Here is a 13,941-nt window from a genome sequence, read left to right as displayed (position 1 = left end):
AGCGAACAGGCCGTCGGTAGGGTTGGGGCATGGTCCGACCGACGCTCTCCACCACCAGTTCACCCCCCGAGACCACCACCGCCGACGTCCTCGTCGTCGGGGTCCGTCCGGGATCCTCCGGCGACGCGGACAGCGCCGCTTCCCTCGCGCCCAGCGCCCTGGGAGCGGTCGACGCCCTCGCCGACCTCGACCTCGCCGCGATCGGGGTCACCGGCGCGAAGGACCAGCTCGTCCGACTCCCCGCCTCCGGTGTCGGGGCGAAGTCGGTCGCGCTGATCGGCCTCGGCTCCGCCACGGGCGCCGCCGCGATCCGTGCAGCCGCAGGCAGCGCGGTCCGACAGCTCCCCCGCGTCGACTCGATCACGCTGGCACTGCCCACCGACTCCGCCGAGCTCGTCGACGCCGCCCTCGAGGGCGCGGCGCTCGGCGCGTACGCCTTCACGCGCCACAAGGGCACCGGCACCAAGGCCCCGGCCCGTGGCGACCAGCGCATCGAGGTCGTCGCCCCCGCCGACGTCGCCGCCGACGCCGCGGTGCGCCCGGCGATCGTCGCCGACGCCGCGTCGCTCGTGCGCGACCTGGTGAACACCGCCGCCGGTGACCTCGGGCCGCAGGACGTCGCCGACGTCGCGACCGGGTTCGCCTCGGACCTGCCGCTCACGGTCGAGGTCCTCGACGAGCAGGCGCTCGAGGAGCAGGGCTTCGGCGGCATCCTCGGCGTCGGCCGCGGTTCCGCCCGGCCTCCGCGTCTGGTCGTCGTCCGGTACGCACCGGAGTCCGCGACGAAGCACCTCGCCCTGGTCGGCAAGGGCATCACCTTCGACTCGGGCGGCCTCTCGCTCAAGCCCGCGGCATCGATGCTCGGGATGAAGACCGACATGACCGGTGCCGCCACGGTGCTCGCCGCGACCGTCGCCGCCGCCCGCCTGGGCCTCGACGTACGGGTGACCGCATGGCTCGCCCTCGCCGAGAACATGCCCTCCGGCACCGCGACCCGCCCGGGCGACGTCCTGACGCTCAAGAACGGCACCACGGTCGAGGTCACCAACACCGACGCCGAGGGGCGCCTGGTGCTCGGCGACGGGATGGCCGCCGCATCGCTCGAGCAGCCCGACGCGCTCGTCGACGTCGCCACGCTGACCGGTGCCCAGGTCGTCGCGCTCGGCGACCGCACGACCGGCCTGATGGGCAGCGACGACCTCGTCGCGAAGGTCCGCGCCGTCGCCGAGGGCGTCGCCGAGCCGATCTGGCCGATGCCGCTGCCCGAGGAGCTCGAGGCCCGGCTGTCCAGCGACGTCGCCGACATCGTCAACGCCACGGTCGGCAACCCCGCCGGCGGCATGCTGCTCGCGGGCAAGTTCCTCGAGCGCTTCGCGGGCGAGGGTGTCCCCTGGGCGCACCTCGACATCGCGGGTCCGTCGGAGAACAAGGGCGGCGGGTACGCCTGGTTGGGCAAGGGTGCGACGGGCGTGATGGTCAGGACGCTCATCGCCCTCGCAGAAGACCTCCAGTCCGAGTAGTAGGTTTGGTACCGGTGGGAACGGCGCACTGACGCGCCTCCCACCGGTACTGCACGGGACGGGACCGGAACCACGCGGTCCGACCGTCGGACGCCGCCCTCCGCGGTGTCCACGTAGGGCCCGATCGGCCCGACACGCACGAGGGAGTTGCACCAGGTGACGGAACAGACTTACGACGTCGTTGTCCTCGGTGGCGGGAGTGGTGGGTACGCCGCTGCGCTCCGGGCCGCCGAACTCGGCATGAGCGTCGCGCTCATCGAGGGCGACAAGCTCGGAGGGACGTGCCTGCACCGCGGCTGCATCCCGACGAAGGCACTGCTGCACGCGGCCGAGGTCGCCGACGCGACGCGCGACGCCGAGAAGTACGGCGTGGTCGCGGAGTTCGCCGGTGTCGACGTGCCCAAGGTCATCGACTACCAGCAGGGCATCATCAACTCCAAGTACAAGGGCCTGCAGGGTCTGATCAAGGCCCGCGGCATCACCGTGGTCGAGGGCTGGGGCCGTCTGACCTCGCAGAACACCGTGCAGGTCGGCGACCAGACCGTCACCGGCAATAACATCGTGCTCGCGACCGGCTCCTACTCGAAGTCCCTGCCGGGGCTCGAGATCGGCGGCCGCGTGATCACCTCCGAGACCGCGCTCCGCATGGACTACGTCCCGAACAAGGTCGTCATCCTCGGCGGCGGCGTCATCGGCGTCGAGTTCGCCAGCGTCTGGAAGTCCTTCGGTGCCGAGGTCACCATCGTCGAGGGCCTGCCGCACCTGGTCCCCGCCGAGGATGAGTCGATGTCGAAGCAGCTCGAGCGTGCGTTCCGCAAGCGCGGCATCGAGTTCTCGCTCGGTGTCCGGTTCCAGGGCGTCGAGCAGCACGAGAACGGCGTCGTCGTCACGCTGGAGGACGGCAAGACCTTCGACGGTGACGTCCTGCTCGTCGCCGTCGGCCGTGGCCCGGTCACGCAGAACGTCGGCTACGACGAGGTCGGCGTGACGATGGACCGCGGGTTCGTCACCACGAACGAGCGTCTCGCCACGAACATCCCCAACGTCTACGCCGTCGGCGACATCGTCCCCGGCCTGCAGCTCGCGCACCGCGGCTTCCAGCAGGGCATCTTCGTCGCCGAGGAGATCGCCGGCCTCAACCCGGTGGTCATCGAGGACAAGAACATCCCGAAGATCACCTACTCCGACCCCGAGGTCGCGTCGGTCGGACTCTCGCAGGCCAAGGCCGAGGAGCAGTACGGCGCCGACAAGGTCGACTCGTACGAGTACAACCTGGCCGGCAACGGCAAGAGCCACATCATCGGGACCTCCGGCTCCGTCAAGGTCGTGCGCGTCGTGGACGGCCCCGTCGTCGGTGTCAGCATGATCGGCGCCCGCGTCGGTGAGCTCATCGGTGAAGCCCAGCTCGCCGTCAACTGGGAGGCCTACCCCGAGGACATCGCTCCCCTGGTGCACGGCCACCCGACCCAGAACGAAGCCCTCGGCGAGGCGTTCCTGCACCTCGCGGGCAAGCCGCTGCACGCGCTGTGACCGGCACCGGCAAGCGCACTGTGACAATGACATCTACAACCACTGCAATCCCCCGCGAAGAGGAGTCCACCCGATGAGCGAATCCGTCAACCTCCCGGCGCTCGGCGAGAGCGTCACCGAGGGCACGGTGACCCGATGGCTGAAGAACGTCGGTGACCGGGTCGAGGTCGACGAGCCGCTGCTCGAGGTCTCGACCGACAAGGTCGACACCGAGATCCCGTCGCCGATCGCCGGCGTCGTCGAGGAGATCCTCGTGCCAGAGGACGAGACCGTCGAGGTCGGCACCGCCCTGGTGAAGATCGGTGACGGCTCCGGTTCGTCCGACGGCGGTTCGGACTCGTCCGACTCCGACGACGCCAACGCCGCCGCTGCCGAAGCCGAGGAGCCCGAGGCCGCTCCGAGCACCGAGCAGGAGGCCGAGACCCCCGCGCCGGAGCCCACCGAGCCCGAGCCCGAGCCCGCCCCCGCCGGTCAGACGCAGCCCGCTGCCCCGCAGGCACCGTCTGCGCCGCCCGCCGCAGCGCCGGTCCCGGCCGCCGCACCCGTCCCGCCGCCCGCGGCCGCTCCGCCGGCAGCCGTTCCGGCCCAGGCCGCTCCGGCAGCAGCTCCGGCGTCCGCGCCGAGCACCACGGCCGCCGCCGCGGTCCCGAACCCCACGCAGGACGGCGCAGCCTCCGGCTACGTCACCCCGCTGGTGCGCAAGCTCGCCAACGAGCAGGGCGTCGACCTGTCCACGGTCACCGGTTCCGGTGTCGGGGGGCGCATCCGCAAGGAGGACGTCCTCGCCGCCGCCGAGAAGGCCCCGGCCGCCCCGGCTGCAGCAGCAACCGCTGCCGCGTCCGGCCCGTTCGTCGCCGAGGTGTCGCCGTTGCGCGGCACCCGCGAGAAGATGACGCGGCTGCGCAAGGTCGTCGCCGAGCGTGCCGTGCAGTCGATGACCTCGACCGCACAGCTCACGAGCGTCGTCGAGGTCGACGTCACGAAGGTGGCGCAGTTCCGCGACGCCCACAAGGCGGAGTTCCTCGAGAAGACCGGCTCGAAGCTCTCCTTCATGCCGTTCTTCGCCCTCGCGGCGTCCGAGGCACTGAAGGCCCACCCGAAGATCAACTCCACGGTCGAGGGCGACGAGATCGTCTACCCGGAGACCGAGAACGTCTCCATCGCGGTGGACACCGAGCGCGGCCTGCTGACCCCGGTCATCAAGGACGCGGCCTCGCTGGACCTGGCGCAGTTCTCGAAGTCCATCGCGGACCTCGCCGAGCGCACCCGGAACAACCAGCTCAAGCCCGACGAGCTCGCCGGCGGCACGTTCACGCTGACCAACACCGGTTCGCGCGGCGCGCTGTTCGACACCCCCGTGGTGTTCCTGCCGCAGTCGGCGATCCTGGGGACCGGCATCGTCACGAAGCGTCCGGCGGTCGTGAAGGTCGACGGCCAGGAGGCCATCGCCATCCGCTCGTTCGTCTACCTGGCGCTGTCGTACGACCACCGGATCATCGACGGTGCGGATGCCTCGCGGTACCTCGTCGCGGTGAAGAACCGTCTCGAAGAGGGCAACTTCGCCCCGAACCTCGGGTACTGATCCCAGCAGCACGGCCGACGGCCCCGGTTCCCCTCGTGGGAGCCGGGGCCGTTCCCGTTCCGGGTGGGTTCGGCGTCACCAGTCGCGTCACCCACCCCCGAGCAGGGTCAGGGCGGCGACCACCGACCCGACGGCGACCACGAGTCCCACGAGCACGCGGCGGAGCGGGAGTCGTCGATCGGTTCCGAGCGGGACGCCGTGTTCGACCACGTCGCGGAGGCGCTCGAGCAGCCCGTCCTGCCGAGTCGCCGTCGGCGACTCGGCGAAGACGAGGTCGCTCGGCACCGGCGTCCACCGGAACGGGCGGGGTGCTGCACTTGCGCGGACCAGCTCGGGAGCCGACCGCGCGGTTCGGTCGTCGCCGTCGAGGGCGTCCTGCAGCGCGTCGAGCACCGGTCGCTGTGCGGGATCGGCCGGGTCGACGCGGTCCCAGACCGTCCGGGCTGCGAGGACGAGGGTCCGGGTGGCGTCCGTCGAGTGCGCGGTGCGCGTCGGGGTCGCGTTCGTCGGGCTCGTCGCGTTCGTCGGGTTCGTCGCGTTCGTCGGGCTCGTCGGGTTCGTCGCGTTCGTCGGGCTCGACGCGTTCGACGCGTTCGTCGGGCGGTCGCAGAGCACGACGGCGCCCGAGTCGTCGACCAGGACGTCGTCGATGCCGGCGGAACCGAGCAGGACGGCGCCGTCGTGCACGGCGACGAGGAGTTCCAGGAGCGGCACCGACAGCGTGACCGCGACGCCGGTGGTCGGCGTGCCGAGCCGATCGAGCGCCGCCACGAGCGGCGTGCCGGTCGGCCGCTCGAGGTCGACCCCGAGACACCCCGTCCGGGTCCTGCCGACTGCGGCCACCGGGACGAGGTGCCGCTCGGCGGCAGCGGAGCGGTCGGCGACCCAGGTGAGCACGTCGGTGTCGTCACCGGTCGCGATCCAGCGATCCGGGCGGTGGTCGGTCCTCGTCTCCATGGTGACCAGCGTGGCGGGGTGTGGTGGGCCTCCAGGCTGTGCGGCACCACCTGTGGACAAGACGTGTTCGCACACAGCCGGACATGCGGCGGTCTCCCCCGGCGCACGGAGGCCGTATCCTGTTCCCATGGCACGCAGCTCTTCCACAGACAAGAAGGCGAAGGAGCCGGGGCGTCTCAAGCAGATGTTCCAGGTCTTCCAGATGACCCGCAAGGCCGACCCGTCGTCGGTCTGGTGGTTCGCCCTCGCCTTCGTCGTTCCGGTCGTCCTCGGTGTCCTGCTGGCACTGCTCCTGCCGGGGCAGAACTGGCTCGCGGTCGTCCTGTGGATCGTCGCCGGTGTGCTGCTCGGTGTGCTGCTCTTCCTGATCGTGCTCACCCGCCTCGCTGAACGTGCCGCCTACTCGCAGATCGAAGGCCAGCCCGGTGCCGTCGGCGCCGTGCTGTCGAACTCGCTCCGTCGGCAGTGGCGCTCGAGCGAGATGCCGGTCGCGGTGCACGGTCGCTCCCAGTCCGCGGTCTACCGCGCGGTCGGTCGCCCGGGTGTCGTGCTGATCACCGAGGGCCAGCGCGGCAACCTCAGCCGTCAGCTCGACGAGGAGCGCCGCAAGGTCCAGCGCATCGTGCCGAACGTCGCCGTGCACGTGCTGCACGTCGGTGATGGCTCCGGCGAGAGCCTGACGCTGCACAAGCTGCCCCGTGCCATGAACAAGCTCAAGAAGTCGCTCAACCGCAACGAGGTCCTGGCGGTCGCGAACCGTCTCGACTCGCTGACGCAGAGCCCCGCGGCCTCGATCCCGAAGGGCATGGACCCGATGCGTGCCCGTGCCGGACGGCCGCGCTGACCCAGCCGCAACACACGAAGACGCCCCCGACCGATCCTGGTCGGGGGCGTCTTCGTGTGGACGTGGGGTGACGGCGGGTGCGGGCTGCGGCGTTCGCACGGATCCGCACGGGTCCGCACGGGTCCGCACGGTGCGACCTTCGCTGAACCGTGCGAGGTTGCCAGCTCGGTGCGGGTCTCCGGCGGCGCACGGAGCAGGGAAGCTCACGTCAGATGAGCAACCTCGCACGGTGCGAGGTCCGGCGGTGGAGGCCCGGCGCGCAACCTCGCACCGTGCGAAGGCCGGCGTACAAACTCGCACCGTGCGAGGGCCTGCGGTGGAGGCCCGGCGCAATCTCGCACCGTGCGCGGTTGCCTACTCGGTGCGAGGGGACGGGAGGCGCACGGAGTACGCAGCCTCGCACCGGACGATCAACCTCGCACCGTGCAGACAGCCACGGCCCGCGCGCCACACGGCCGCGGCAACCCGCGGCACCCGCGATCAGCGTCGGACGAGCACCGTCCCGGCGATGCGGTCGTGCGCTCCGCGGCTGTCACGGTCGATGATGAGCGCCGGCACCACCAGGCAGAGCAGCACGGTCCGGACGACGGGCCGCCACACCCCGACGTAGCCCCCACGCATCGGGACGACCCGCAGGCCGACGCAGATGTGCCCGAACGACCCGGACAGCAGGCAGATGAACAGGATCTGCAGGACGGCGAAGATCGCGAGCTGGATCCAGGTGTGTGCGATGTCGCCGGACCCGTTCACCGGTGACCACACGCCGGTGACGTAGGCGACGAGGTCAGCCAGGGCGCCGTCGATCAGGAGCGCCACGACGCGGCGGCCGATGCGCCCGACGCTGCGGGGCCCCTCCTCCGGCAGCCCGAGGTCCTTGCCCGGCCACCCGTCCGGGTGCTCGGAGGGCGCGGACGGACTGGAGGTGCTGCGGGCCATGGTCCCCAGCGTAGGCGACCACCTGGGCGTAACACGCCCGAAACAAAACAGTCATGTCCGGGAAACCCCGTGTCAATAGCCTCGTCGCAGGGTGCCTTGACCGGTGCCTCCGACATCACCCAACCCATTGGAGATCGGCCCCATGTTCAGCGATTCCTCCGAGGTCCTGGCCTTCATCAAGGACACCGACGTCAAGTTCCTCGACATCCGCTTCACGGACCTGCCCGGTGTGCAGCAGCACTTCAACATCCCGGCATCCACCGTCGACGAGGACTTCTTCTCGGTCGGCCAGCTGTTCGACGGCTCCTCCATCCGCGGCTTCGCGTCGATCCACGAGTCCGACATGCAGCTGATCCCCGATGTCACCACGGCGTACGTCGACCAGTTCCGCGCCGAGCGTACGCTCATCATGATCTTCGACATCTACAACCCGCGGAACGGCGAGATCTACGGCCGCGACCCGCGCCAGGTGGCGAAGAAGGCCGAGAAGTACCTCGCGTCGACCGGCATCGCGGACACCGCGTTCTTCGCCCCCGAGGCCGAGTTCTACATCTTCGACGACGTCCGCTACTCGGTCACGCAGAACGAGTCGTTCTACGCGGTCGACTCCGAAGAGGGCGCCTGGAACACCGGTCGTGACGAAGAGGGCGGCAACCTCGCCAACAAGACCCCCTACAAGGGCGGCTACTTCCCCGTGTCGCCGGTCGACAAGACCGCCGACCTGCGCGACGACATCACCCTCAAGCTGATCGACGCGGGCTTCGAGCTCGAGCGTTCGCACCACGAGGTGGGCACCGGCGGTCAGCAGGAGATCAACTACAAGTTCGACACGATGGTCCACGCCGCGGACGACATCCTGAAGTTCAAGTACATCGTCAAGAACACGGCCGACCAGTGGGGCAAGGTCGCCACCTTCATGCCGAAGCCGCTCTTCGGTGACAACGGTTCGGGCATGCACACCCACCAGTCGCTCTGGTCGGACGGCAAGCCGCTCTTCTACGACGAGAACGGCTACGGCGGTCTGTCGGACCTCGCCCGCTGGTACATCGGCGGCATCCTGAAGCACGCCCCGGCGCTGCTCGCCTTCACGAACCCGTCGATCAACTCGTACCACCGTCTGGTCAAGGGCTTCGAGGCCCCGGTCAACCTGGTCTACTCGGCCGGCAACCGCTCGGCAGCGATCCGCATCCCGATCACGGGCACGAACCCGAAGGCCAAGCGCATCGAGTTCCGTGCGCCCGACGCCTCCGGCAACCCGTACCTCGCCTTCGCCGCGCAGCTGATGGCGGGCCTCGACGGCATCCAGAACCGCATCGAGCCGCACGAGCCGGTCGACAAGGACCTGTACGAGCTCCCGCCGGAAGAGGCAAAGGGCATCCCCCAGGTCCCCGGGTCCCTCGACGAAGCGCTCGACGCGCTCGAGGCCGACCACGAGTTCCTCACGAAGGGCAACGTCTTCACCGAGGACCTCATCCAGACCTGGATCGACTACAAGCGTGAGAACGAGATCCTCCCGCTGGCCCAGCGCCCGCACCCGTTCGAGTACGAGCTGTACTTCGGCGTCTGAGTCCCGCTGACACAGGAAGGGCCCCGCACCATCAGGTGCGGGGCCCTTCCTCTGTGCCGCGACAGCGACGGTGTGCCGCGAACCATCCGCAGGAATGTGTCGCTTCGGCGCGGGGTGCGGACGCGACCGCCTGGAGGCCCGGTGCCGGTCCGGCGGGCGGGCACCGGGCCTCCAGGCTGGTCGCGACGCACGTTCCTTCCCATCCCAGCTGGACTGGGAAGCGGAATCGGGCGTCCCTGGTCAGAACTTCCGACCATGGACGCCCGGACAGACCAGGCGCCCCCGGGCGCACGGGAACGGGGCCCGAGCCGCCCGGCACGGACCCCGTCTCGCGAACGGTGACTAGCGGCTCGTGGCCAACGCGTCGTTCGTCCCCGCTGCGACGCTCACGGGTGCACCCGTGACCGGCGTGGGACGTCCCAGGGAACGGACGGTCCACCCCGCTTTGACCCAGTCGGCGACCGGGAGGCAGTTGCGCGCGTCGATGACGACGCGGCGGCCGACGAGATCACCGAGGGCGACCGGGTCGGCGGTGATGATGTCGTCCCACTCGGTGAGCACGAGGACGACGTCGGCGCCCTCGATCGCGTCCGTCATCGACTCGGCGTAGCTCAGCGTCGGGAACGAGCGCTTCGCGGGCTCCATCGCCTCGGGGTCCCAGAGCGTCACCTGGGCGCCGCGGAGGTGCAGCGCAGCGGCGACGTTGAGCGCCGGGGAGTCACGGACGTCGTCGGTCAGGGGCTTGAACGCGGCGCCGATGACGGCCACGCGACGGTTCAGCACCGATCCCCCGGCCGAGTCGATCGCCATGTCGATGACCCGCTGGCGCTGCCCCATGTTGATCTCGTCGACCTGCTGCATGAGCCCGACGACCTGTCCGGCGCCGATCTCGTTGGCGCGGTACATGAGGGCCCGGATGTCCTTCGGCAGGCAGCCACCGCCGAAGCCGAGACCGGCGTTCAGGAACTTCCGGCCGATGCGGGCGTCGTGGCCCAGGGCGTCGGCGAGCGTGGAGACGTCGGCGCCCGTGATGGCGCACATCTCGGAGATCGCGTTGATGAACGAGATCTTCGTGGCGAGGAACGCGTTCGCGCTGACCTTGACGAGCTCCGCGGTGGCGAGGTCGGTGGTGATGACCGGGGTGCCCTCGTTGATGGGTGCGGCGTAGACCTCGCGGATCACGGCGTCGGCAGCCTCGGACGCGCCGCCCCAGACCAGGCGGTCCGGGTGCAGCGTGTCCTCGACGGCCTTGCCCTCGCGCAGGAACTCGGGGTTCCAGATGAGTTCCGCCTCGATGCCGGCGGGGGTGAACTCGCGGACGATGCCGCGGAGCCGCGATGCCGTGCCGACCGGGACCGTCGACTTGCCGACGATGAGCCCGGGGTGGGTGAGGTTCTCGGCGACACCGCGGGTGGCGCTCTCGACGTAGGCCAGGTTCGCGGCGTGCGATCCGGCCTTCTGCGGGGTGCCGACGCAGACGAAGTGGACGTCCGCGGCGGCGACGGCCGAGGCGATGTCGGCGGTGAAGCGGAGCTTGCCACTGGCGACGTGCTTCGTGATGAGCTCGGGGAGCCCGGGCTCGAAGAACGGGACCTCGCCGGCGGACAGCGCGGCGAGCTTCGACGGGTCGATGTCGACACCGATCGTCTCGAAGCCCATCTCGGCCATGGCGGCTGCGTGGGTGGCACCGAGGTAGCCGGTGCCGATGACGCTGATGACGGGTGCGGGACGGGTGTCGGCCGATGCGGTCGACTTCTTGGACTCGCTCATTGCGTGACCTCCTGCAGGTCGTAGTCGATGTCGTTGCGCTTGATGCCCTCGGCGAAGGCCTTGAGGGAATCGGCGCGGGAGTTGAGACGCCAGTCGTTCGTGGTGCGCTTGCCGTCGATGATCGTGGTCGCCGTCTCGCTGAAGTACGCGAAGCCGACGATGTCCTTGTTGGCAGGGTCTGCCAGCGCGTCGAAGAGCGAGTCGATCCACTGCGTCTTCTGCGGGTTCGCGACGCTGGTGCCGGTCTCGGTCGCCCCGATCTCGTTGAGCATGATGCCCTTGCCCGGCGCGATCTGGCGGAGCTGCGCGAGCGTCGCTCCGAACGTGTTCGCGAAGGACGGCTGCTCGTCGGCGTCGCGGTAGTAGCCGCTCATGCCGACCCAGTCCACGTAGTCCGAGCCCGGGTAGTACTGCCGCATGTAGTCGAGCGTCTGGTACTTCGGGTTGCCGAGCTTGTCGATGCGGCTCGGGGACCAGTCCCAGATGACGTACTTGTTCGCACCGTTCGCCTGGAAGACGTCGTGCACGTGCTGCCACATCTTGACGTAGGAGCCGGCCGGGTTCTTCTGCGCGTCACCCTCGGACCAGTTGTACCAGGAGCCGTTCATCTCGTGGTCGAGACGGATGACCATCGGCTGTCCGTTGGCCTTCAGCGCCTTGGCGTACTTCGTCAGGTAGGCGTCGAACGATCCGCCGGAGATGTCCTCGTTGGTGTACCCGGGGACGTACTTCTGGTCGTTGCTGGTCTGCGCCGGCACCGTCTCCCACGTCATCAGGGGCACGCGGCCGTTGGCCCAGGAGCGCTGCACCGCGGTGGCGTTGAACTCCTGGTCGAAGCCCTGGAAGAAGCCGGTCATGTTCGACGCGGTGCCGACCTGCTGGGAGACCTCGTCGTACTCGGCCCAGTTGAACGGCGACTGCGCGGTGTAGAGGCCGTACCAGCGCGACTGCTGCCCGAGGATCTCGGCCTTCGTCGGCGTCACGACCGGGGTGGCCCCCGGATCGGTCGAGGGGCCGGGGTTCGGCTTGGAACCGCTGCCCGAGCCGGATCCGTTGCCGGATCCGGAACCGCTGCCGGACCCGTTGTCGGACGGACCCGACCCGGACCCGCCGGCGGAACCCGCGCCGGATCCGCCGGAGCCCGACCCGTTGTTGCCGGAACCCGCGGCGTCGACCTTGGACGAGCCTCCCGAGCTCTTCGCGGCACCGAGCTGGGACTGGAGCGACGCGATCTGCGCCTTGAGCTCCGTGATCTGGTCACCGCGCGACCCGGCCTGGGCCGTGCGGGAGTCGAGCTTGCCCTCGAGCGACCAGATGCGCTCCTGGGCGGCGTCGAGCTGCGTCTGCAGCTCGGCGGCGGACACCTTCTTGGCCTTCGGCGCCTCGACGCCGAGCGCCTGGTGCACGGCGGTGGAGACGGGACCGGAGGGCGAGATCCACACCGACCAGGTGATGAGGCCGAGGGCGAGCACGATGGCCGTCGTGCCGATGGCCGTCCGGCGGGCGTGCTTGCTGGACTGCGCCCACCAAGTACTCGAGGAACGGATGAAGTCAGACAATGAGGAACGCCTCCAGGGCGAAGATCGCGATGCCGATCACGTACGGGATCGCTGCGTACGGGTTGTAGCGGCGGGCTCGGGCGGGAGCCGGCGCAGCTGCTCGCTGTGCCTCCTGCTGCGCGACCGCGGCTGCGGCCTCGCGACGGGTGGCGAGCACGGTGGTGGTGGAGTTGGTCGCCGCGTCGGCGCCGAAGAGCTCGTCGAACGCACGGTCGACGGCCACCTGGTCGACGGTCTCGAGCGGGGACGGCGAACCCGAGCCCGAGCCCGAACCGGACGGACCTGCGCCCGCTCCGGCCATCCGGGCACGTTCCGCGTCGATCGGGCTGACCGGCACCTGCGCGGTGGACGACAACGGCTGGGCGGCGTCCGCCGGCTCCTCCTGCATCGGACCACCGGCGTAGGCGCCGGCACGGGTCCCCCAGCCGGACGCGTGCGCCAGGCGGAAGAAGCCGATGAGCCGGATCGGCATGAGGAAGAACGTCGACACGATGATGAACATCGGCAGGCGGAAGAAGTCGCTCGGCTTCTCGGACAGGTGCCGCATCTGGCGGATGGCCATGCTCAGCACGCTCGAGATCACCATGAGCGCCGCCACGTAGACGAAGCCGGTCGAGAAGCCGTACTGCGACAGGATGCCCTGGTACAGGTTCTCGCCCTGGCCGGTGAAGGCGCGGTAGATCCAGCCCGCGATCACGCCGAAGAGCATGAACGGCAGGATGATGTCGGTGATGAAGAACGCCGCCAGGATCGGGGCGTGGCCGAGCATCCACGGCAGCATCCGCAGCGTGTTGTACTGCGAGCCGCGCGCCCAGCGGAGCTGCTGCTTGAACAGCTTCTTCACCTGCAGCGGGGCGTCCGTGTAGACCAGCGACGTGTACTGGTAGACGGTGCGGTACCCCTCCTTGAGGGTGAGGTTCGTCAGCGTGCGGTCGTCGGAGACCTCGAGGAACACGCCCATGAACTTCTCGTGCATGAACCGGTCCATGACCCGCATGAGGATGCTCCGGCGGAACGCGATGGTGCGCCCGGGCAGGCAGCCGATCTGCCCGAGGACACTCTGTGCCGGCATCGAGTAGAGCGCCCGCGAGTTCTCGAGCCAGTCGGCCCAGCGGGTGATCCAGCTGCGCTCCGGCTCAAGGATGCGCTGCCGGGTCGTCACACCGCCGACGGACTCGTCGGCGAACGGCCGGAGGAGTTCCTCGAGCGCGCCGGGCGTCCAGACGGTGTCGGAGTCGACCAGCACGGTGATGTCGCCGTTGGACATCTCGGTGCCGACCTTGACGGCGTTCCGCTTGCCCGGGATGGGCGTGTGGGTCCAGCGGACGAGCGGGGCGAACTCGTCGCAGACCTCTTCGAGCGCCTCGTTGCGGGCTCCGTTGATGACGACGATGATCTCGCCGGGCCGCTGTTCGACCATGCGGCCGATGACGTCACGGAACAGGTCGAGCGGTTCGTCCACGACGGGGACGACGACGCTGGTGGTACCGACGAAGGTGCCGGTGAAGGGGCGGTAGCGGGCGGAGATGACGACCTTGAGCAACCAGAGCAACCAGATCACCGCGGAGTACACGGCGAACAGGTAGAACTCGGGGTGGCCTTCGACCATCTGCCTGATCTGCAGAATGAAGGTGAACACTGATCCCTGCTTCAACGTTCGAGGTGGAGATTCCGCT

At 69.7% G+C, this 13,941-nt stretch carries 10 protein-coding genes; 5 read left to right on the top strand and 5 right to left on the bottom strand.

What is annotated here, in order from left to right; all coding sequences use genetic code 11:
• Positions 1 to 29 precede the first annotated feature (29 nt).
• The 3 genes from ASF75_RS01710 (at position 30) to sucB (ending at position 4,632) form a co-directional block, all read left to right on the top strand.
• A complete protein-coding gene (locus tag ASF75_RS01710; RefSeq protein WP_056068463.1) occupies positions 30 to 1,520 on the top strand; it encodes a leucyl aminopeptidase in 1,491 nt (496 codons plus the stop codon).
• Between the two features lie 156 nt (positions 1,521 to 1,676).
• Complete coding sequence (lpdA, locus tag ASF75_RS01705; RefSeq protein WP_056068461.1) at positions 1,677 to 3,050, top strand: dihydrolipoyl dehydrogenase; 1,374 nt, start codon at positions 1,677 to 1,679, stop codon at positions 3,048 to 3,050.
• A 73-nt stretch (positions 3,051 to 3,123) separates the two neighbouring features.
• On the top strand, positions 3,124 to 4,632 hold the full coding sequence (gene sucB / locus ASF75_RS01700) for a 2-oxoglutarate dehydrogenase, E2 component, dihydrolipoamide succinyltransferase (RefSeq protein WP_056068459.1): 1,509 nt from the start codon (positions 3,124 to 3,126) through the stop codon (positions 4,630 to 4,632).
• 87 nt (positions 4,633 to 4,719) lie between these two features.
• Here the strand turns inward: sucB and ASF75_RS17935 are convergent, their stop codons facing one another.
• Positions 4,720 to 5,589, bottom strand: coding sequence for a hypothetical protein (locus ASF75_RS17935; protein ID WP_056068457.1), 870 nt, complete (start codon positions 5,587 to 5,589; stop codon positions 4,720 to 4,722).
• A 127-nt stretch (positions 5,590 to 5,716) separates the two neighbouring features.
• Between ASF75_RS17935 and ASF75_RS01690 the strand changes: the two genes are divergently transcribed.
• Entirely contained in the window at positions 5,717 to 6,433 is a 717-nt protein-coding gene (locus tag ASF75_RS01690) for a DUF4191 domain-containing protein (protein WP_031259256.1), read from the top strand.
• Positions 6,434 to 6,913: 480 nt separating this feature from the next.
• Here the strand turns inward: ASF75_RS01690 and ASF75_RS01685 are convergent, their stop codons facing one another.
• On the bottom strand, positions 6,914 to 7,369 hold the full coding sequence (locus ASF75_RS01685; protein WP_017886083.1) for an RDD family protein: 456 nt from the start codon (positions 7,367 to 7,369) through the stop codon (positions 6,914 to 6,916).
• A gap of 142 nt (positions 7,370 to 7,511) precedes the next feature.
• Between ASF75_RS01685 and glnA the strand changes: the two genes are divergently transcribed.
• Positions 7,512 to 8,936 carry a type I glutamate--ammonia ligase gene (gene glnA / locus ASF75_RS01680; RefSeq protein WP_017886082.1) on the top strand — a complete coding sequence of 475 codons (1,425 nt, stop codon included), beginning with the start codon at positions 7,512 to 7,514 and terminating at the stop codon, positions 8,934 to 8,936.
• A 342-nt stretch (positions 8,937 to 9,278) separates the two neighbouring features.
• Here glnA and ASF75_RS01675 read toward each other — a convergent pair whose 3' ends face one another.
• Genes ASF75_RS01675 through ASF75_RS01665 form a run of 3 tightly spaced genes read right to left on the bottom strand, consistent with a single transcriptional unit; the run spans position 9,279 to position 13,904 of the window.
• Positions 9,279 to 10,706, bottom strand: coding sequence for a UDP-glucose dehydrogenase family protein (locus ASF75_RS01675; protein WP_056068455.1), 1,428 nt, complete (start codon positions 10,704 to 10,706; stop codon positions 9,279 to 9,281).
• The gene (locus tag ASF75_RS01670; protein ID WP_156463743.1) at positions 10,703 to 12,265 is read right to left on the bottom strand and encodes a glycosyl hydrolase; all 1,563 of its coding nucleotides are present in this window, start codon (positions 12,263 to 12,265) and stop codon (positions 10,703 to 10,705) included. The genes ASF75_RS01675 and ASF75_RS01670 overlap by 4 nt, the downstream gene beginning before the upstream one ends.
• Positions 12,258 to 13,904 carry a glycosyltransferase family 2 protein gene (locus tag ASF75_RS01665; protein ID WP_017886079.1) on the bottom strand — a complete coding sequence of 549 codons (1,647 nt, stop codon included), beginning with the start codon at positions 13,902 to 13,904 and terminating at the stop codon, positions 12,258 to 12,260. The genes ASF75_RS01670 and ASF75_RS01665 overlap by 8 nt, the downstream gene beginning before the upstream one ends.
• Between the last annotated feature and the right edge of the window lie 37 nt (positions 13,905 to 13,941).

This window comes from Curtobacterium sp. Leaf154 (assembly GCF_001424595.1).
Taxonomy (GTDB): domain Bacteria; phylum Actinomycetota; class Actinomycetes; order Actinomycetales; family Microbacteriaceae; genus Curtobacterium; species Curtobacterium poinsettiae.
This window is presented reverse-complemented; position numbering and strand designations above follow the sequence as displayed.

Coding starts and splice junctions, on each gene's coding strand:
- ASF75_RS01675 (WP_056068455.1), bottom strand. CDS start 10,706: ATGAGCGAGTCCAAGAAGTCGACCGCATCGGCCGACACCCGTCCCGCA.
- ASF75_RS01710 (WP_056068463.1), top strand. CDS start 30: ATGGTCCGACCGACGCTCTCCACCACCAGTTCACCCCCCGAGACCACC.
- ASF75_RS01685 (WP_017886083.1), bottom strand. CDS start 7,369: ATGGCCCGCAGCACCTCCAGTCCGTCCGCGCCCTCCGAGCACCCGGAC.
- ASF75_RS17935 (WP_056068457.1), bottom strand. CDS start 5,589: ATGGAGACGAGGACCGACCACCGCCCGGATCGCTGGATCGCGACCGGT.
- sucB (WP_056068459.1), top strand. CDS start 3,124: ATGAGCGAATCCGTCAACCTCCCGGCGCTCGGCGAGAGCGTCACCGAG.
- ASF75_RS01690 (WP_031259256.1), top strand. CDS start 5,717: ATGGCACGCAGCTCTTCCACAGACAAGAAGGCGAAGGAGCCGGGGCGT.
- glnA (WP_017886082.1), top strand. CDS start 7,512: ATGTTCAGCGATTCCTCCGAGGTCCTGGCCTTCATCAAGGACACCGAC.